Annotated in this window: 23 protein-coding genes; 2 read left to right on the plus strand and 21 right to left on the minus strand. The window is 33.4% G+C overall.

Annotation, left to right across the window (positions count from 1 at the left end; genetic code table 11):
- Positions 1–2: 2 nt before the first annotated feature.
- From dnaJ to lepA, 6 genes are all read right to left on the minus strand, one after another.
- Positions 3–1,130 carry a molecular chaperone DnaJ gene (gene dnaJ / locus EDD62_RS03880; protein WP_123807599.1) on the minus strand — a complete coding sequence of 376 codons (1,128 nt, stop codon included), beginning with the start codon at positions 1,128–1,130 and terminating at the stop codon, positions 3–5.
- 142 nt (positions 1,131–1,272) lie between these two features.
- The gene (gene dnaK / locus EDD62_RS03885) at positions 1,273–3,108 is read right to left on the minus strand and encodes a molecular chaperone DnaK (protein WP_077140126.1); all 1,836 of its coding nucleotides are present in this window, start codon (positions 3,106–3,108) and stop codon (positions 1,273–1,275) included.
- A 94-nt stretch (positions 3,109–3,202) separates the two neighbouring features.
- Positions 3,203–3,880, minus strand: a complete 678-nt coding sequence (grpE, locus tag EDD62_RS03890; RefSeq protein ID WP_249037327.1) for a nucleotide exchange factor GrpE — start codon at positions 3,878–3,880, stop codon at positions 3,203–3,205.
- 66 nt (positions 3,881–3,946) lie between these two features.
- A complete protein-coding gene (hrcA, locus tag EDD62_RS03895) occupies positions 3,947–4,954 on the minus strand; it encodes a heat-inducible transcriptional repressor HrcA (protein ID WP_123807600.1) in 1,008 nt (335 codons plus the stop codon).
- 120 nt (positions 4,955–5,074) lie between these two features.
- Positions 5,075–6,223, minus strand: a complete 1,149-nt coding sequence (gene hemW / locus EDD62_RS03900; protein ID WP_123807601.1) for a radical SAM family heme chaperone HemW — start codon at positions 6,221–6,223, stop codon at positions 5,075–5,077.
- Positions 6,224–6,476: 253 nt separating this feature from the next.
- Positions 6,477–8,300, minus strand: a complete 1,824-nt coding sequence (gene lepA / locus EDD62_RS03905; protein ID WP_123807602.1) for a translation elongation factor 4 — start codon at positions 8,298–8,300, stop codon at positions 6,477–6,479.
- A gap of 175 nt (positions 8,301–8,475) precedes the next feature.
- On the opposite strand from lepA, the gene rpsT reads away from it, so the two are divergent.
- Positions 8,476–8,727 (plus strand): 30S ribosomal protein S20, encoded by a 252-nt coding sequence (gene rpsT / locus EDD62_RS03910; RefSeq protein WP_077140122.1) that lies wholly within the window; start codon positions 8,476–8,478, stop codon positions 8,725–8,727.
- Between the two features lie 56 nt (positions 8,728–8,783).
- Here the strand turns inward: rpsT and holA are convergent, their stop codons facing one another.
- Positions 8,784–9,746 (minus strand): DNA polymerase III subunit delta, encoded by a 963-nt coding sequence (holA, locus tag EDD62_RS03915; RefSeq protein ID WP_123807603.1) that lies wholly within the window; start codon positions 9,744–9,746, stop codon positions 8,784–8,786.
- A 102-nt stretch (positions 9,747–9,848) separates the two neighbouring features.
- Between holA and EDD62_RS03920 the strand changes: the two genes are divergently transcribed.
- Entirely contained in the window at positions 9,849–9,983 is a 135-nt protein-coding gene (locus EDD62_RS03920) for a YqzM family protein (protein WP_077140120.1), read from the plus strand.
- A gap of 56 nt (positions 9,984–10,039) precedes the next feature.
- Here the strand turns inward: EDD62_RS03920 and EDD62_RS03925 are convergent, their stop codons facing one another.
- From EDD62_RS03925 to EDD62_RS03990, 14 genes are all read right to left on the minus strand, one after another.
- Positions 10,040–12,262 carry a DNA internalization-related competence protein ComEC/Rec2 gene (locus EDD62_RS03925; RefSeq protein ID WP_170152772.1) on the minus strand — a complete coding sequence of 741 codons (2,223 nt, stop codon included), beginning with the start codon at positions 12,260–12,262 and terminating at the stop codon, positions 10,040–10,042.
- A gap of 255 nt (positions 12,263–12,517) precedes the next feature.
- Positions 12,518–12,982 (minus strand): ComE operon protein 2, encoded by a 465-nt coding sequence (locus EDD62_RS03930; protein ID WP_123807605.1) that lies wholly within the window; start codon positions 12,980–12,982, stop codon positions 12,518–12,520.
- A gap of 23 nt (positions 12,983–13,005) precedes the next feature.
- Positions 13,006–13,683 carry a helix-hairpin-helix domain-containing protein gene (locus EDD62_RS03935; protein WP_123807606.1) on the minus strand — a complete coding sequence of 226 codons (678 nt, stop codon included), beginning with the start codon at positions 13,681–13,683 and terminating at the stop codon, positions 13,006–13,008.
- An 85-nt stretch (positions 13,684–13,768) separates the two neighbouring features.
- On the minus strand, positions 13,769–14,296 hold the full coding sequence (locus tag EDD62_RS03940; protein WP_123807607.1) for a DUF421 domain-containing protein: 528 nt from the start codon (positions 14,294–14,296) through the stop codon (positions 13,769–13,771).
- A 263-nt stretch (positions 14,297–14,559) separates the two neighbouring features.
- The gene (locus tag EDD62_RS03945; protein ID WP_123807608.1) at positions 14,560–14,955 is read right to left on the minus strand and encodes a hypothetical protein; all 396 of its coding nucleotides are present in this window, start codon (positions 14,953–14,955) and stop codon (positions 14,560–14,562) included.
- Positions 14,942–15,160 carry a helix-turn-helix transcriptional regulator gene (locus EDD62_RS03950; protein WP_123807609.1) on the minus strand — a complete coding sequence of 73 codons (219 nt, stop codon included), beginning with the start codon at positions 15,158–15,160 and terminating at the stop codon, positions 14,942–14,944. Before EDD62_RS03950 ends, EDD62_RS03945 begins: the two co-directional genes overlap by 14 nt.
- A 221-nt stretch (positions 15,161–15,381) precedes the next feature.
- Positions 15,382–16,116, minus strand: a complete 735-nt coding sequence (locus EDD62_RS03955) for a class I SAM-dependent DNA methyltransferase (RefSeq protein WP_148086836.1) — start codon at positions 16,114–16,116, stop codon at positions 15,382–15,384.
- A complete protein-coding gene (rsfS, locus tag EDD62_RS03960) occupies positions 16,109–16,462 on the minus strand; it encodes a ribosome silencing factor (RefSeq protein ID WP_077140115.1) in 354 nt (117 codons plus the stop codon). The genes EDD62_RS03955 and rsfS overlap by 8 nt, the downstream gene beginning before the upstream one ends.
- Positions 16,463–16,479: 17 nt before the next feature.
- Positions 16,480–17,052 carry a bis(5'-nucleosyl)-tetraphosphatase (symmetrical) YqeK gene (gene yqeK, locus EDD62_RS03965; RefSeq protein ID WP_123807611.1) on the minus strand — a complete coding sequence of 191 codons (573 nt, stop codon included), beginning with the start codon at positions 17,050–17,052 and terminating at the stop codon, positions 16,480–16,482.
- Entirely contained in the window at positions 17,018–17,659 is a 642-nt protein-coding gene (gene nadD / locus EDD62_RS03970) for a nicotinate (nicotinamide) nucleotide adenylyltransferase (protein WP_123807612.1), read from the minus strand. Before nadD ends, yqeK begins: the two co-directional genes overlap by 35 nt.
- A complete protein-coding gene (gene yhbY / locus EDD62_RS03975; RefSeq protein ID WP_077140112.1) occupies positions 17,652–17,966 on the minus strand; it encodes a ribosome assembly RNA-binding protein YhbY in 315 nt (104 codons plus the stop codon). Before yhbY ends, nadD begins: the two co-directional genes overlap by 8 nt.
- 56 nt (positions 17,967–18,022) lie before the next feature.
- Positions 18,023–18,820 (minus strand): shikimate dehydrogenase family protein, encoded by a 798-nt coding sequence (locus EDD62_RS03980; RefSeq protein ID WP_123807613.1) that lies wholly within the window; start codon positions 18,818–18,820, stop codon positions 18,023–18,025.
- A 10-nt stretch (positions 18,821–18,830) separates the two neighbouring features.
- Positions 18,831–19,949, minus strand: coding sequence for a ribosome biogenesis GTPase YqeH (gene yqeH, locus EDD62_RS03985; RefSeq protein WP_123807614.1), 1,119 nt, complete (start codon positions 19,947–19,949; stop codon positions 18,831–18,833).
- A complete protein-coding gene (locus EDD62_RS03990; RefSeq protein ID WP_123807615.1) occupies positions 19,930–20,487 on the minus strand; it encodes a YqeG family HAD IIIA-type phosphatase in 558 nt (185 codons plus the stop codon). The genes yqeH and EDD62_RS03990 overlap by 20 nt, the downstream gene beginning before the upstream one ends.
- Positions 20,488–20,535 lie beyond the last annotated feature (48 nt).

Genomic DNA, 20,535 nt, shown 5'->3' on the forward strand with positions numbered 1-20,535 from the left:
GTTTAATCTCCTTTAAAGAATTTACGTGTCTTATCGAAGAAATTATTCGGTTGTTCTTGTAATGTTTCACCGTTAATCTCAGCAAATTCTCTTAATAATTCTTGTTGGCGTTCGGTAAGTTTTGACGGTGTTTCGATGTTCACCGTGATAAACTGATCACCATGACCAAAACCACGCACATTTTTAACACCTTTATCTTTTAATCTAAATCTTTTACCTGTCTGAGTACCTGCCGGAATTGTCAATTTCACTTTACCAGTTAACGTAGGGACTTCAATTTCATCACCTAACGCCGCTTGGCTAAATGAAATCATTTTCGATAGATGAATATCATCACCATCTCTTGTGAATGTTGGGTGACTCTTAACTCTAAAGACGATATATAAATCTCCTTGTGGTCCGCCATTCACGCCTGGCTCACCTTTACCCGCTAAGCGAATTTTCTGCCCGGTATCGACACCTTCAGGAATATTCACTTTAATTTTGACATCTTTCGTATGCGTGCCTTCACCGTGACATTTATGACATTTATGTTCAAACGTCTTACCAGAGCCTTGACAATCTGGACATGTCGTTTGTGTTGCAACACGACCAAATGGTGTATCTTGTTCTACTTGGACTTGTCCAACACCTCGACATGTAGTACATGTATTCACTTTAGTGCCCGGTTTAGCACCTGATCCATTACATACTTCACATTCGACCTCTTTAGGAATCGTAATTTCTTTTTCTCCACCGAATACGGCTTCTTCAAAGTCTATTGACATCGTATATTGTAAATCAGAGCCTTGCCTTGGTGCATTTGGATCACGTCTAGCGCCACCTCCAAAGAACGAACTAAATATATCTTCAAAGCCGCCAAAGCCGCCAGCGTTGAATCCACCAAATCCTTGACCGCCTGCACCTTGTCCCATACCAGCATGGCCAAATTGATCATATTGGGCTTTCTTTTGCTCATCACTTAATACTTCATACGCTTCAGCGATTTCTTTGAACTTCACATCTGCATCTTCATCTTTATTAATGTCTGGATGATATTTCTTAGATAGTTTTTTATATGCACGTTTAATTTCTTCTTTAGAAGCACCTTTTGATAAACCTAATACTTCATAATAATCTCGTTTCGCCATATGATCCACTCCTTCCGTAATTTATACACGTTATGATTATACCGTATATATACGATATGCTACAGTAAAAAGCCAAAGCCATTCAAAATTTGAAGACTTTGGCTTTTTCCATGTGCATTATAATCGTTTAAAAAGTTTTGCCTTATTTATTATCTTTATCATCATCAACTTCAGTGAAATCTGCATCTACAACATCATCATCTTGTGATGGTTGACCTTCTTCACCTTGAGCGGCTTGTTGTTGTTGAGCCATTTCTTCATAAAGTTTCATAGATAACGCTTGTACTTTTTCTTGTAACGCATCTTTTTTCGCTTTAATTTCTTCTAAGTCGTCACCTTTTAACGCTTCTTCTAAAGCTTCTTTTGCAGACGTCGCTTCTTGCTTCTCTTCTTCAGATACTTTGTCTCCTAAATCTTCAATTGTTTTATCAGTCGTGAAGACAAGTTGATCTGCTTCATTACGTAAATCTACTTCTTCTTTACGCTTTTTATCTTCATCAGCATTCGCTTCTGCTTCTTTCACCATACGGTCGATATCATCATCTGATAAGTTTGAGCTAGATTCGATCGTAATTTTTTGTTCTTTTTCTGTACCTAAATCTTTCGCTGTAACATTAACGATACCATTCTTATCAATATCAAATGTTACTTCGATTTGAGGTACACCACGTGGTGCTGGTGGAATATCAGTCAATTGGAAACGACCGAGTGTTTTGTTGTCTTGCGCCATAGAACGCTCACCTTGTAACACATGAATATCTACCGCCGGTTGATTATCTGCAGCTGTTGAGAATACTTGTGATTTAGACGTCGGAATCGTTGTGTTACGTTCGATTAATGGTGTAGAAACACCACCCATTGTTTCAATACCTAATGTTAATGGCGTTACGTCAAGAAGTACCACATCTTGTACATCCCCAGTAATTACTCCACCTTGAACAGCTGCACCTAATGCAACTACTTCATCAGGGTTAACACCTTTGTTAGGCTCTTTACCAATTTCTTTTTTGATAGCTTCTTGTACTGCCGGGATACGTGTAGAACCACCAACCAAAATCACTTCATCAATTTCTGATTTAGATAATCCAGCATCTTTAAGTGCTTGACGTGTTGGTCCCATTGTACGTTGAACTAATTCGTGAGAAAGCTCTTCGAACTTCGCACGGCTTAATGTCATCTCTAAGTGAACCGGTCCAGCTTCACCTGCTGAAATAAATGGTAATGAAATTTGCGTAGAAGATACACCTGATAAGTCTTTTTTCGCTTTTTCAGCAGCATCTTTCAAACGTTGCATTGCCATTTTATCTTTAGAAAGGTCAATGCTATTCTCTTTCTTGAACTCTTGTACTAAGTGATCAATAATGACTTGGTCAAAATCATCTCCACCTAAACGGTTATCCCCCGCTGTAGAAAGTACTTCGAATACACCATCACCAAGTTCTAAAATAGAGACGTCAAACGTACCACCACCAAGGTCAAATACAAGGATTTGTTGCTCTTTATCTGTTTTATCAAGACCATATGCTAACGCAGCAGCAGTTGGCTCGTTGATAATACGCTCTACTTCAAGACCAGCGATTTTACCAGCATCTTTCGTTGCTTGACGCTCTGAATCGTTGAAGTATGCAGGAACTGTAATTACCGCTTTTGAAACTGTTTCCCCTAAGTATGATTCAGCTGTTGCTTTTAAGTTTTGTAAAATCATCGCTGAAACTTCTTGTGGTGTATATTTTTTACCATCAATTTCTTCAGTATGGTCAGTACCCATATGACGTTTAATTGACGCAATTGTATTAGGGTTAGTCACCATTTGACGCTTCGCTACTTCACCAACTTGCTTTTCACCATCTTTAAAAGCTACAACTGAAGGCGTCGTTCTATTACCTTCTGGATTTTGAATAACCTTAGGCTCTCCACCTTCTAATACCGCAACACATGAGTTCGTTGTTCCTAAATCTATACCAATTACTTTAGACATATTAAATTCCTCCTAATTTTTAATTATATTGCTAACTTTATTAATTATTAAATGAATAAATAATTTATTGTAAATTGAACTTCTTAATATATGATTACTCGCTAACTTTAACCATGCTTGGTCTAATCACACGATCTTTAAGTTTATAACCTTTTTGCATGCTCTCAATGATATATCCTGATTCCACATCGTCGTTCGCTTCTTGCATCACTGCTTGATGTAAATTCGGATCAAATTGAGCACCTTCGTCTTCAATGATTTCTAGACCGTGCTCTTTCAACGTGTTTAACAAACTATTGTATGTCATTTCAACGCCTTTATAGAAACTATCTTCTTTGTCATTGAATTGAGATAACGCACGTTCAAAATTATCAAGTGTCGGTAATAATGATTCGATGACACTTTGTGATTTATATTTATTCAATGTTTCGTATTCTTTACGAGTTCTCTTCTTGAAGTTCTCAGTTTCTGCAACGTATCTTAAATGCTTATCTTCTGCTAAGTCTTTATCTTGAACCAATTGATCATATTCTGATTTACTCAGTTCAATGATTTCATCTTTAGAGGTTTCTTCATCAGAATTTCGCTCTAATGTTTCATCTGCAGTTGACTCTTCAGTATGATTAGCATCTGAATTTTTCTGCACTTCATCATTTTCTGATTGTGTTGATTGACCATCTACTGAAACATGCTGTTCCATATCCACAACGTCTTCATGCCGTTGTTCATTTTGTTCACCCGTAGGTGATTGTTCCTTTTTATCCTTTTCCATCAAAAAACGACCTCCTTTAGGTGCACATTCTATCTTGATGATAACAAAATTGTATTTTTTTATAATTTATACCCCTAGTTTAGATATCGTTCTAAACATCGGGATGATTTCTTTGTAGTTCATTGTCATAGGACCGACAATTGCAATCGTCGTATCATACCCTTCATACCATTCAACTTGAGTCGATACGAAGCTAATTCCTTCAATTGTCTCCTCAAAATCACTACCGAATGTAACGTCTACCCCATCAAGTGTAGAATGAAACGGGACTTCATTCAATTCATCTGTTTCAAAAATTTTCAGCAAAGCCTTCATCGATTCTATGTTTTGCTCATTGATTTGATTTAACAACCGATCTTTACCGCTAATAATCGTTTCATTTTGTTGCTTTAATGGATTCAATGCTTCATGTTGAATGAGCATCGTAAACCATTTCACTAAATTATACTCACTCGATACGTGTTGAATAAACATTTCTTGCATATATTCCTCAACATTGGAATGAACATCATCTCCTCGTTTACCTTGCTGAATAATATTAGAAATGACCGGTAAACTATCGATATGAATGTTCCTTGGTAAATCAATCATACTTTTCAAAATGCGTTGATTGTTATAAACAACGATTAATACCGCATGAATTGTTCCAAGAGGTGTAATATATACATTCGTAATGCTAGGTTGCTGTTGTAATTCAGTTGTAATTAAAGTCGTTTGTTCGGTCGTATGAGCAATACTATCTGCGAGTGTTGACCATAATATATTCGGTTCTTCAATGAATGTATTCACGATCGTTTGAATCCATTCAAGTTCATGCTGGTCAGCCATATCAAAATTCATTAAGTCATTAATATATATCATTAACCCTTCATTCGAAGGGACTCGACCTGATGAATGATGTGGCTTCAATAAATAACCTAACTTCTCTAATTGAGACATCTCATTGCGAATTGTAGCAGAAGAGATATTCAATTGATAACGGTCAAGCAGTGCATTAGAACCAATCGGCTGTACTTCATCAATAAATGCATCTACAATAACATTTAACAGTTGTTGCTGTCGATTTGTCAGCACATGAACACCTCATTTAGCACTCATCTGTATCAAGTGCTAATTATAATTTATCAAATTGGTCAAAATAAGTCAACAAATAGACTTAACTTTTTTTCTCTATAATTGATCTGTTATTTATTATCAATCTTGATCATCAATAATAAAGTGACTTAACACTTCGTTTGCATGTCTTTTTCCTTTTTTCGTTAAATAAATATCATCACCATTTAATGGATTCACTTCAATCATTTGATGATAAATCAATTGATTCAAAGGCACTTCATAAATAGATTCGAGTGTCACGCCGTAACGTCTTTCAAATTCTGTACGGCTAACCCCTTCTGTTTTCCTTAATCCTAAAAACATAAATTCTTCGTATTGTTCTTTCAATGTCACTGGATGCTCATCACGTCTTGCATGATGATGTTTCTTAATCGATTCAATATAATGATTCACTGGATTAATGTTGGAGTATCTAACACCATCAACATACCCGTGTGCGCCTGCACCAAAACCATAATAATAATCATTATTCCAATACGTTAAATTATGTTTTGACTGATGCTCTTCACTTGTTGCAAAGTTCGATGTTTCATACCGCTTCATTTGAACTTGTTCCATCATGGACTCTATCATTTCATCCATCTCATCAATAGTTGTTTCTGTTGGCAGTTCTAATTTAGATTTTCTATAGGCGTTATACATCATTGTTTGAGGTTCCAATATCAATCCATAAATAGATATATGGTCAATTGGTAAATTCAACGCTATTTCAAGCGAAGATTTTAGCTGATCTAAAGATTGATTAGGTAATTCAGACATTAGATCGAGTGATATTGATTCTATTCCAACGTCTTTCGCTTTATAAACAGATTGAATCGCTTGATCTTTAGAATGTGCTCTTCCTAATACATTCAATAACTCCGCATCAAATGTTTGTACACCAATTGATAATCGATTCACACCATGTGCTTTTAAACATTCAATTTTATCATCCGTTAACTCTTCTGGATTCGCTTCAACGGTCAATTCTTCTATACCATTAAATTGTTCATATATTGCTTTGAATAACCTTTTTAATTGTTCAATAGAGAGCGCTGTCGGCGTACCTCCACCGATAAATACAGTCTGCATTGATTGTTTAGGCACACTTTTTATTTCTTTAATGAGCTGGTCAATATACTCATCAACGGGCTGGGTATCTATATAATATTTGTTAAAATCACAATAAGTACATATATGTTTACAAAATGGGATATGAATATATGCACTATTTATCTTAGTATTCATATAATACTCCTTTCTTCTACTTTTTATATTTTAGCGAATTGTTATTATCATTATAAATTTAATTTCTTTTTAATCATTATTTCTATTCTTTAATCTTTATATAATTAACGATAATCTCAATCTATCATTTAATTTATCAGTCATTTTATTGTTGAATAGATAAACATATCTTCATAAAAAAAGTGACTCTTAAGAGTCACTTAATCTATCTTCTATTATACTTTCTCACTTCTTTTTGAACTAATGATAAACCTTATTCATCATCCATCTTCAATACAGCAAGGAATGCTTCTTGTGGAATCTCCACCGAGCCAACAGCTTTCATCTTCGCTTTTCCGGCTTTTTGTTTTTCTAATAATTTACGTTTACGTGAAATATCTCCACCGTAACATTTACTCAATACATTTTTACCCATAGATTTAATATTTGTTCTTGAAATAATCTTTTGACCAATGGCTGCTTGAACTGGTACTTCAAATTGCTGTCGTGGAATTAACGTTTTCAATTTTTCAACGATTGCTTTACCACGTTCATATGCAAAGTCACGATGTACAATAAAGCTTAGCGCATCGACTTGATCACCGTTCAATAAGATATCCATTTTCACAAGCTTACTTTCTTGATATCCTGACAATTCGTAATCGAATGATGCATAACCTTTCGTATTAGACTTTAATTGGTCAAAGAAATCAAAGACGATTTCCGATAACGGAATTTCATAAATAATATTGACACGAATATCGTCTAAATAGTCCATAGTCATAAAATTACCACGTTTTTTCTGGCATAATTCCATCACCGACCCCACAAAATCATTCGGTACCATAATTTCTGCTTTAACATATGGCTCTTCAATTTTATCGATTTTTTGCGGATCTGGCATCTGTGCTGGATTATCAACTTCTATCATATGACCGTCAGTCGTATAAACATGATAAATTACAGAAGGTGCTGTCGCGATCAATTCAATACCAAATTCTCTTTCAATACGTTCTTGGATAATCTCCATATGCAATAAACCAAGGAACCCTGCACGAAAACCAAATCCTAGCGCTTGAGACGTCTCAGGTTCATATTGTAGTGATGAATCATTCAGTTCTAGCTTTTCCAATGCATCACGTAAGTCATTGTAATCTCCACTATCGATTGGATAGATTCCACAGAATACCATTGGGTTCATCTTTTTATAACCTGGAAGTGCTTCAGGGGTTGGGTTTGCTGCGTGAGTCATCGTATCACCAACTCTAGCATCACTGACATTTTTAATACTCGCTACGACAAAACCGACATCACCAACATTCAATTCATCCACTCGCATTGGCTTCGGTGTATTGATACCGACTTCAGTCACTTCGAATTCTTTGCCCGTCGCCATCATTTTGATTTTTTCACCAGGTTTGACTGAACCGTCAACAATCCTTACCGAAGAAATGACACCTTTATATGCATCATAAACTGAATCAAAAATTAACGCTTTTAGGGGTGCATTAGGATCTCCGTTTGGCGCTGGAACGTTCTGGACAACTTGCTCCAATATTTCTTCGATACCGATATTTGCTTTCGCACTTGCAAGGACTGCTTCACTAGCGTCAATTCCAATAACATTTTCTATTTCATCACGAACAACTTCTGGTTGGGCTGCAGGTAAGTCAATTTTGTTAATGACAGGTAATAATTCAAGATCATTATCTAATGCTAAATAAACATTCGCTAACGTCTGTGCTTCAATACCTTGTGCTGCGTCGACAACTAATATGGCTCCTTCACACGCTGCAAGAGATCTAGACACTTCGTATGTAAAATCGACATGCCCAGGTGTATCAATTAAATGGAAAATATATTCTTCTCCATCTTTTGCAACGTACTTTAATTGAACAGCATTTAATTTAATTGTAATCCCACGTTCACGTTCCAAATCCATCGAATCTAATAATTGTGATTTCATTTCACGGCTTTCAACCGTTTTTGTATTTTCTAATAAGCGATCAGCGAGCGTTGATTTGCCGTGATCAATATGTGCAATGATTGAAAAATTCCTTATATGTTTTTGTCTTTCACTCTTATTTTCAAAAGTCATCCAATAATCCTACTTTCTATTAAGCTCCGTAATTATACGTTTGATTATATCAATTAGAACGCTTAGTTTCAATCTTCTATTGCATTGTCCTGTTTATTTTGATAAAATGTTTTTTGTTGCAATCAATTTATAAGATTGGTTAGACAGGGATATATTTTGTTCGGAGGTGAAATAAATGCCAAATATTAAATCAGCAATTAAGCGTGTAACGACTTCACAAACTCGTCATGACCGTAATATCGCTCAAAAGAACGAAATGCGTACTGCAGTCAAAAAAGCATTAGCTGCAAAATCTGAAGGGTCAGACAACGCTCAAGACTTATTAAACAACGCAATTAAATTAGTTGATAAAGCGAACCAAAGCAACTTAATTCATACGAATAAAGCCGCTCGCCTTAAATCTAAATTAATGAGCAAAAACGCATAATAATGCACAAAAAGAACAGGATTCTAACCTTAGAATCCTGTTCTTTTTTGTAAATATTATAAATTAGCAACATACAATTGCATAACCGCTTCTTTATCTAGTGCTGTATCTTTCAGTTTAAAATCAAGCTCGGCACAAATATTTAACATCGCCAGTATATCCATTAACTCTAATCGATGACATTGCTCTAATGCTAATTGAATTCTGAAGTGGTGAACACCAAGTGTTTTTCCAATTTCGAATTTATTCATCCCTTTCATACTTAATAGCTTTGTTTGGTAATACAACCTATATTGAGAAGCAATTAAACCAAGTAAAGCAATTGGCTCTTCTTTTCTTAAAATTAATTCACTTATCTTTTTAGCAGCAAGTTGTTTTTTTCCTGATTTAATTAAGTCAGTTAGTATGTAAATCTCTTCTTCGATTGATTCAGGTACAATATCGTTAATCGCCTCTAATGTAATCACTCTCGAATCGTACGTGTATGTTTTCAACTTCTCAATTTCTATATCAGCTTGTTGAAGGTTCACACCAATTCTTTCGATAAATCTTTTCATCGCTGGTTGATCCATCGTGTAGTCGTCTTTAGCAAGTTGCTCTGTGATATAATGACTGAATTGACGCTCAGAAGGAGGTTCAACCGCAGTTGCTCGGTGAGAAGATTCTATCAGTTTTGTAATTTTTTTTCGACCATCTAATTTTTCTTGATACACTTCGAAAATGACATGATTATCTACTTGTTGCTCTAACAAGTCTAACCACATCGATATTTCTTCTTTCGTCACTTGTTTATCCTTTGAACCGGTAAACATTGTTGCGTTCTTAATGACAACAACTTTCTCTAGTGAGAACATTGGAAGTGTTAATATTTCCTCAATCACTTCATTTGTCGTATTATGTTCTAAAGACATTACCACACAATTAAATTCATCACGTGGTTCAGATAATAACGATTTAATTCGTTCATCTCTAGTTCTTTTAACCATTTGCTCGTCATTTGAATAGAGTATTTCAATCATAAGGTCACACCCATGTGTAAATTTCTGATGAATAAATTGAAATATTCATAGATTTATTATTTATTTTATCATATAATACTAATTAAATAGGAGGGATTTTACGTGAACAAATTTGAACATGACGTACAATCTAAAAATAACGACGTAGCAGATTCAGCCATTGGATTCTTAACAATGTTTGGGTGTCTTGCAACAATTTATATCATTGCACAAGTTTTCCAAATTGTCGCAGGTTAGTCACAGGTTAATCACTTTTTATCATTTAATGACAGGAGTAATCGTAGAATACACGGTTACTCCTTTTCGTTGCCAACGATCCTCTTTTTATGCCTCTTATCCTTATAATGTTTAATTTTTAATCTGTCATGACTGTTTCGCATTTCAATCATGCCTAATTCATCTGTTCGATAAATTTTAGAGTTTTGTTTATTCAATCTTTCAATGACATTTTCATTCGGATGTTGATATCGATTATGCTCTCCAACACTGATGACACTAATTTTAGGTTGAATTTCTTCTAGCAACGCCTCACTCGTCGCATCATCACTTCCATGATGACTGACCTTTAAAACGTCAACATTGAACTGAGATACATAAGGTAAAAGTCGAGTCTCCTTTATCCTATTAATATCTCCTGTCAATAAATAATCTACTTCATGATCAACATGTACCACCATTGAATAATAGTTATCAAACCCATCCTTATTGTGAAACATATGATCATCTTTAAATGGTGACAGTATCGTATATCGTGTATTACCGAATTGAAAGTAATCTCCGAATCTAACCGGTATTACGTCTACATCATATTGACTCATCATGTTAAGCCAATATAATTTCTTCTCTGTATCAATATCTGGTATATAAATTTTGTCCACAGTAAAATCTTTTAGTACATATTGAATGTTTCCTATATGGTCGGCATCGAAATGAGTCAGCATTATTGCATCAATATGATGAATGCCTCTTTTCTTTAATACATCCCTTACTGTAAATTGATAATTGCTTTCTTTGATTGGAATTTGGTTCGGTTGAGATATATTAAGCTGATTTAAATCCACTTGTCCACCTACATCAACCATAATATTCTTCCCTATTTTACGGTGTTCGATTAATGTTGCATCCCCTTGCCCAACATCTATGAATGATACAACCATATCATCTTGATAATATAATAGATGATTGATATAGATAAATAAGATTAATAATAATAGTACACAATAAAATCGTATATTTTTTAACATATTAAGCCTCGAGACATAATCACTGAGCATAAACCGATCGATAAAACTCAATATTATTATCCAAAGCAACAATGTTAAATTTAAAACTATACCTTCTAGTTGTCGATGATGAATCAACCATCGATCAAAATGAAATGTATCAATCATGTTCATCATCAGATTATAAATAGATACAAAGTAATTAAATATAAACATAAAAAGATCTGTTGGGAGCATAATAAATTCAAATACGATGATGATTAAAGCAATTGGAAACATTATCGATTGGAGTAAAGGAATGGCCCATACATTATGAATTAAAGCGTTAAGATTTGTCGACGGTTGGATAAAATAAAGGACAAACATTGAGTACACTAACGTCATGAAGTTGATATAAAGAAAGAGTATTATTGGTGAGTGAATTTGTTGCAATGTTTTAAAATGAAGGACAAATCCTAAGCAAATGACAAAAGATAATTGAAAACCTAAATCATAGACATCCATCGGAAAAAACAAAACATAGAGTAAAAATGCTATGACGATATAGTCGATCGGTTTAAATTTTAAAGTGGTATATTGAGTGATTTCATAAACAATAAATAAAGATGCTGCTCGCATCAAACTCGGTGCAAATGATGTTAATATTAATATTGGAAATAAGAGAGAAAATATGATGAGTGTTCTGATGGGTGGCGGCACTTTAACCATGTGCATAAACAACGTGATGAACCCGAGCGTCATCGTTAAATGTGATCCACTCACTGCAAATAAGTGATATATTCCTAAGTGTAATGTTTCATCTATCATTGATTGATCGACAAATCGTTGATCACCGAACACAAGTAATACGAGCATTTGAACACTCTCTATAGGTAATTTACTTTTTAATTTTTCTAGAAATTTTTCTTGTGAATATTGTATATGTTCAATCATAGTTAAGGATCGATCAGTACAGTGTTCAATACTTTCGACAAACAGCTGTCTTACGAAGCCTTTACGGATCATATAGGTTCGATAATCAAAATGTACATCATTTCGTTTAGGTTGAAACATTTGTAATTCAGCGGTTACTTTACAATGCTTTTTGTAAAGATCATATTCACTCGCAAGATCAATTGGAACATATGCTTTCATTTTAAATGTTTCACCTTTAAGTCTTGCGGTCACAAATTCACCGACAACATATTTACCATCAGATTGTTCATCTAGTCGGCCATCAAATGATATGTCGAACGTTTTATCGTTCGTCTCGGATAGTATTTTATCTAAATCATTATATTGCTTATGTATCATTCCATCGTTAAATTTAACATATTCAGCGATCATAAATGCACTGATTATAATGATACACATTACATTTATAAACTGATACCGAGACAGAAAAATCAATTGGCGATACTTATAATGTACGACGCATACAAAGAAGAATATGACAAGTACCATCAAATAAATAGGAACATTTAAAAACATGAGAAATAACATGAGCGCTAGCAAATAGTAATAATCTCTATAATATTTCCACATCTTTATGAATCACCTAGTTATTATTTATGTAATATCACTAAACGTTTTTAACATTTTTTCACGGTCATATGGGATGTGTACCATTTCAACATCATTCTTTTTAAATAATTCAATTGCATAAGGGTGATTTTTATAATTTTCTGCATAATACACTTTCTTAATCCCAGCTTGAATAATTGATTTCGTACAATGAATGCACGGGAAGTGACTAACATAAATGTGAGCACCGTTTGTCTCAACACCCATTTTACTACATTGAATAATTGCATTCATTTCAGCATGAATTGTGCGTATGCAATGACCTCCTTCAATAAGGCAACCAACATCCGTACAATGTTCATCACCAGACACTGAACCATTATAACCACTTGCAATGACACGTTTATCTTTTACGATAATTGCACCGACACTTAATCTTGTACACGTCGATCGTGTTGCCAGTAACTTCGCTTGTGCCATAAAATATTCATCCCATTGTAGTCTATTCATAATATCCTCCTATAATTAAAGCGTTACACGCAAATATATGACTTCATTGTATCAAATGTTTTGTCACCAATCCCAGAAACATTTTTTATCTCATCAATTGTATCAAACGGTTGCTCTGACCGATAATTAGAAATATCTAATGCACGCTTTGGTCCTATACCTGGAATCGTTTGTAAATCAGCTGTTGAAGCATTATTAATATTGATACATTGTTGATCTATATCTTGGTCTGAAGTTTCTTTAGAGTGATTATTATTTTTTGAATAAAACTTTTCAATACTATCATCACGTTGTCGTTGATCCGGTATATAAATCACCATTTCATCATGCACCTCTTTTGCCATGTTCACTTTTGCTAAATCAGCATGTTGAGTTGGTTTCGCAAGTTTCAATACATCATCAACCCGATCACCTTTTGAAAGCACATAAACCTTAGGATGAGTAACAGCCCCTTTCACTTCAACCATTATTTGCTCATTTATTGACTCATTAGACTGAACCTCTTCAACTGATTTTATTGGTGAATCCTGTTGTTCTAATTTTTTTTGATTGGTTAGTTGCATAATTTCAGAATCTTGTTCGACAGGGTTAATAAAATAACTAACTCCAATACTAATACACACAATCATCATCATAAGTGAGATACACACGATAGGAATGTTGTTAAGTAACCAATATTTAATTTGATTTATTTTTGACATAAAAAAGACCTCCTCACTATATATATCGTGAAAAAAGGTCTAATTTCTTAAAATATTTAATAAAACTTTACAAATTTACAATAAATTAATGTTGTACATGATTGAACAACTCATTCTCATCAGTATCAATTGGTTTGTCATTACTAATGACAGAAAAACTACCATCAGTTTCTAAAATGACCACTTGTACATTTTTTAAACTATGAATGCCTTGAGCACGAACAGCTTGCATGATCTCAACTTCAAGAATACGTTCTCTTTTCATTGCGTCATATAGGTATTCACCTTCATAAAATAATAACGTCGGATTTGATTTAATTAAACGGCTAAAGAATTGATTATGATAAGATATTTTAGTCATCAAAAATTGCATGATAATTAACGTTGATAACGCTGCAATCCCTTGAGCAATCGTAACATCTTTACTCATAATAATCGTTGCAAGAATTGAACCGATTGCAACGGTCACAATTAAATCAAATGCGTTCATTTTACTGAGCGTTCTTTTACCACTTATTCTTAGTAAAACGATGAGTGAAATATAAGATAAAATTCCAATTACAATTGTTTTTATTATAATGTTAATATCTTTAAAAAATATTTCTTCTAGCATATTAATAACTCCTTGAAATACATTATATATTAATATATAACTAATGAAATATATTTTATTCTTTACTATAAATTTAGGCAGACTTCATTTTCTATCCATACTTGCGCGCAGATTCATTTTGCGCGCAAGTATCACCCTATTCCATTCATTTTCTTGCCATACCTGCGCGCAGATTCATTTTGCGCGCAAGTACGACCCTATTCCATTCATTTTCTTGCCATACTTGCGCGCAGATTCGTTTTGCGCGCAAGTATTTAATAATATTAGCGTTTTTTTATAATTATTGAAGTTATACTAACACACCAAATATAGATAAATAATAATATCCATAAATAAATAATTGGAACTGAAGAATAGTCTAATAAAGTAAAAAGTGAAATACCAAGATAAATAATAATTATTAAAATGTGTGATCCCAATAAATTCATTTTTATAAAATTCTTTATCGTTCGTTCATCAACTTCTACTAAGTTAGATTTATTTGATTTAATTTTTATAAAGTGAAACAATGCATAAAGTGTGATTCCAAAAAATCCACCAATTACGACTTCATACGGAAAAAATCCCTGAAATAAATAGATTAATGTTGCTCCTATTGTTATTCCTATCATTAACCCAACACATGTAAAATACACGTTAGTTATATTATTTTTGTGCATTGTCATCCTCCTCTAAACTAAATATCTCATCAAATGGTGTATCAAAATATTTCGAAATTTTTAAAGCAAGTTCTAAGCTAGGATTATATTTACTCTTTTCAATAGCATTAATCGTTTGTCTAGTAATGTGTAAGTCTTCTGCCATCTTTACTTGAGTTATCCCTCTTTCAAGACGAATTGTTTTAATATTATTTTTTACTTTCAAAAATCACTCCTCCAAACTAGATGTAAAGATATCTTTACATCTAGTTTAGAATATTTATTCATTTATGTAAAGATATCTTTACACATAAAATATGATGCGCGTAAAACTCATTTGCGCGCACCATAGCAGCCTTTTCAATCGTTTTCCTATTTATCATGCGCGTAAAACTCGTTTGCGCGCATGAAAAAAAGCACAACAGTTGTTGTGCTTAATACATTCCATTATTTGAATGCAGCAAAAAACATTCTATGTTGGTTGTTGAAATGAACATCTTCACGATTGAAATCATAAAATACTTCAATACGACTAAAACCAACATCTTCCAATAAATTTAAATACATTTCTTTAGAAAATGTACGTTGTGTATGGAATTCATCAAATCGTTCAAATAATTCATCTTTTTTAACGAAAAATGTTAATTCATGATCAATATAACCATCATCATCAACATCACTCGTCCAATGATAAAAAATTTCTTCTCGATCTTCATAGAATACACCGTCTGTAAATAACTTCACTTTCTCTAAAGTATGAACGTCAAAGATCAATACCCCATCAGGGCTTAAATGGTTGAATGATTGTTTGAACAGTTGATGGACACTATCGATTTCTGTCACGTAATTCAGCGAATCACATAAACATGTCAACATATCAAACGTTTCATTGAATTTCATTTCAACCATATCCATCACGTGGTATTCGACTTGATTAGATTTAGTCTGTGCAAGATTAATCATTGATTCACTCAAATCTATTCCTACACGACGTTTAAATTGATTTGACAGTTTATCATGCATCAATAATTTCCCAGTACCGCAGCCAAGGTCTAGAATCGATTGATGTTGAAGTTGCTTAAACTGTTCAATGATTGAAATCCAACCGTCCAAATCATGATCGTCTGTCAATTCATCATAAATTGAAGCGAGATTATTATATTGAGTTAATTCATTACCCATTAATTGTCTCACTTTCTACAATCGGTGCTTCTTTAAATAGACGCTCTAAATTGTAATAGCTACGTTCTTCTTTATTGAAGACATGGATTACAACATCTGTTGCATCCACTAAGATCCAGTTTGCTTCAGTAAATCCTTCTAATCGTTTAATCTCTACACCATTCTTCTCTATTTCTTCTTTAACATGTCTAGCAATTGCTTGAACTTGCTTCTCACTATTACCGTGACAAATCACAAAATAATCAGTAATTGGTGATTTACCTTTCATGTCGAAGACTAAAATATCTTCTGCAATTTTATCATCACATGCATTATAAGCTATTTCCATTAGTGTTTTTGATTCCATTCAATCATCCTTTTCAATTAATTCGTCATATTATAATAGTTGTAACACTCTAACGTCAATTTATAAATTGAACTATTATTTTTGATCAAATAGTGCATATTTTTCTTAGTAATTTCAAAAATCGCCTTGTCTAATTTATGTTCTTTAAATACAATGTCACGTATAGTATCGACATCTTTTTGATCTCGTGCTGGTTCGATATAATCAGCAATAAAAACGATTTTTTCTAACGTACTCATTTCTTTACGCCCTGTTGTATGATACCTCATCGCATTCAAAAGATTTTCATTCGTAATGCCATGTTCATGTTCCATGATTACCGCAGCGATTGGACCGTGCAATACTTCGCTGCCATAACTGAGTAATTCGTTATCTAATTTGAATTCTGTAATCTTTTGGTACATATAAGATAAATCGTCGTATTTTGCATAATCATGTAAAATACTTGCTATAACCAAATGTTCTTCATTAACATCTAATGACAGTTCATTTCTAATTTTTAAAGCAGTTTCTTTTACACGAAGGCTATGCTCGTATCTTTTCGTAGGTAATTTATCATGAATTAATTGAGTCGCTTTCTTTTCTTTCATATAAGTGCTCCTCCTTAATATAGTCATACACTGACTTTGGCAACATATGACGAACAGACACATGATGTGCTAACTTATCGCGTATATCTGTTGAACTCATTTCAGTAATTTGTATATCTATTGGTATGAATCGTGCTTCGTAATGCTTAAACAGTTCATGTTCCGAAATATAATCAGCCAATTTTTTTGAATCTTTGTAACGTTTCACAATAACAACATAAACATTTTCTATAATCATTTTTACATTTTTCCACTGATCGAAATCATACAATTGATCTTCACCAATCAACATATAAAGTCGTTCCTTTGGATAAATCATCTTCAAGTGTTCAATCGTTTTAAACGTGTAGCTTTTCGACTTTTGCTCTAATTCAAAGGAACTAATCTCAATATTCATTGTAGTCGAAACATCATTAAACGCAATTTGCAACATCTCATAACGATGATGATCTTCTACATTCGGTCTAGTTGATTTATGTGGTGACTGCTTTGCAGGCATCACGATTAACTCATCTAAAGACAATAACTCATACATTTGAATTGCAGCACTCACATGACCATTATGAATCGGATCAAAAGATCCTCCGTATAAACCAATATTAGTCATTAGACTTACTTGGTAAACTATATTTTGAAGATTTTAGTTCATAGTTCTTTTTATATAGTATAATCTTTGAACCAATAATTTGAACGACTTCAGCCTTAAGGGATTGTGCAAGGGACATTGCTAACTCATTCATATCATCATCGTTATTTTGTAACACACTAATTTTAATGAGTTCATGTTTCTCTAAATACTCATTGATTTGAGTTAACATATTATCATTAATACCTTCTTTTCCAATTTGTAACGGTGCATTCAAATGATGTGCTGACTTTCTTAAATATCTTTTATCTGCGCCTGTTAATTTCATGATTTCACCTCTAATTCATATTTTTGTTCTAACTGTAACCCTGACAATTATAAATGTTAGTTTAAAGTGTCTTGGACTGCCTCAATCATTGAATCGATTCTCGCTTGTCTTGATGTCCAGAAGTGGTAAGCATGTGCTGCTTGATGTACGAGCATTCCAATACCATGATCCACTGTAACACCATGTAATTTCATTCTCTCAAGCCATGGAGTCATCAGTGGTTTATAAATAATATCAATGGCATACTTTGGCAATACATTAAAATTAGTTAAGACCATCTCATCATTCATTCCGACAGGTGTTGTATTGACGACTAAACAGTAACCATCTAATACATGATTAGGATCAAACTCAACTGTTTTAACCTCACTTCTAGATTCATCATGTATAAATGGTTCATATTGGCACTCGGAGATATTACGCTTCATGATTGTGATGTCCTTGTTCAACTTCGTCAGTTCATAAAAGATTGGCTTACAAGCGCCTCCAAAGCCAATTAAAAGAATGTGTTCACTATCTATAATCATCTCTTTATATGCATCAATGAAACCTAATCCATCTGTCGTATGACCAATTAATTGATCATGATTTCTCAATATTGTATTGACACTACCTAATTGCTTACTAATCGGAGTGAGTTCATTTAAATCTTTTAGCACTACACTTTTGTATGGAAATGTAACATTCAAACCTTTAATATCATTGACTTCCATAAATTCTTTCAATGACTTTTCTATTGAGTAGTCTTCATACAAATGATAAATTGATGATTCATTTAATGCACCGAAATTTCTATTGTGTATCGATGGTGATAATGAATGTGTGATTGGATCACCAATTAAACCGTAATTCATTATCTTTCACCTATCCCTCAAATATTGATATTCTTGATTCTACTTTCAAGCGATTTAATGTCGTCACTTCGATTGCAGCATATGCTGGAATCGTTATAAATCCAAGTCCTGAAATGACAATATCTAACCGCTCTTGGCCAGCATTAAACCGATATGTTTGTAATGAATCTTTCAGATTCTCTATCGATGACGTTGGCGGTGTCAAAAGCCCACCGATATGTTCTAACCAAAATGCATCACTATCTTCTGTCTTTCTTCGATGTAAGTGAATTTCATTGTTTTGAAAAAATACAAATGGTAATCGTTCGTCATCTGTAGTAAATTCAACTGAAATTCTTGCAAACCCACCAATAAATACTGACTGATCACTCGATAATTGGAAGATTCTTTGTTTAATTTCTTTCTTTGGCGTGACAAGTTTTAAATCATCTCTCGATAAATAGTAGCTCAGTTGATGTGGGTAAACTATCCCAGGTGTATCAAATATAAAGTGATTCTCGTCTAGCGGGATATCAATCATATCTAAAGTCGTGCCTGGAAAAAATGAAGTCGTCACAACATCTTTATCTCCAACGGATGATTCAATCAATTTATTAATCAATGTTGACTTCCCAACATTCGTAGTCCCTATAATGTATACGTCACGATCAAGTTGATGTTTCACAATTGATTCCATTAATTCAGTTAGTCCGTTGCCTTTAATCGCACTCATCAACACGATGTCTAACACTTTAATTTTATTTTCTTTCAAACGTTTGTATACCCATTGTTTAAATCGTGTATGGTTCATCGCGTGAGGTAATATATCCATTTTATTAATGACAAGAATTAAATCTTTCCGACCAATCAGATGATTCAAATCTTCAATCCAACTGCCTTCAATATCATATGCATCAACCACTTTAACAATAAGGCCATTGACATCTTTCAAACCACGAATAATATTTTCAAATTGTTCATCAGATATATTCACATCTTGTACTTCATTATAATGCTTTAATCTAAAACAACGCTTACATATTATATCTTCTTTATCTATCGCACTTTTTGGAACATACCCTGCTGCATCAGGGTGATCAGATTGAAGCGCTGTACCACAACCTATACACTTATATGTTTGAATTGTCATCTTCTCCTTTATTTAACAAGTTATTACGTTCGAAATATTTTAACACGCGTCGTTCTAACATACGATTTATTTTCGTTGACATACCATCAGAGTTTTTTACCGGAACAACAAGTATCGTGTATAATCCTAAACGATTTCCACCTAATACATCAGTCATCATTTGATCACCAATTAATACAGTATCATCTGAATTCATCTCCATTTGTGACAACGCTTTTTTTAAACTTTTACGTCGTGGTTTTTGTGCTCTTGCAATAAACTCAATATCATGCGGATCACAAAATGCTTTAACTCGTTCTGAATTGTTATTGGATACAACTGTAATCTTAATACCATTCTCATTCATTCGGTGAAACCATTCTTTCACTTCATCTGTTGCACTAGGTGTATCCCACCCGACTAATGTATTATCTAAATCGGTAATAATCGCTTTTTTATTCAATCCTTTAATAAGCTCAGGAGTTATTTCAAATATATTATCAACAAATTCATTCGGCATGAAATGATGAGTGATTGTATTTTGAAGTTGTTTTTTCATATATTATTAATCCTCACTAATAAAATTCTCTGCACTCAATTTATTTAA

This window comes from Abyssicoccus albus (assembly GCF_003815035.1).
GTDB classification, from domain to species: domain Bacteria; phylum Bacillota; class Bacilli; order Staphylococcales; family Abyssicoccaceae; genus Abyssicoccus; species Abyssicoccus albus.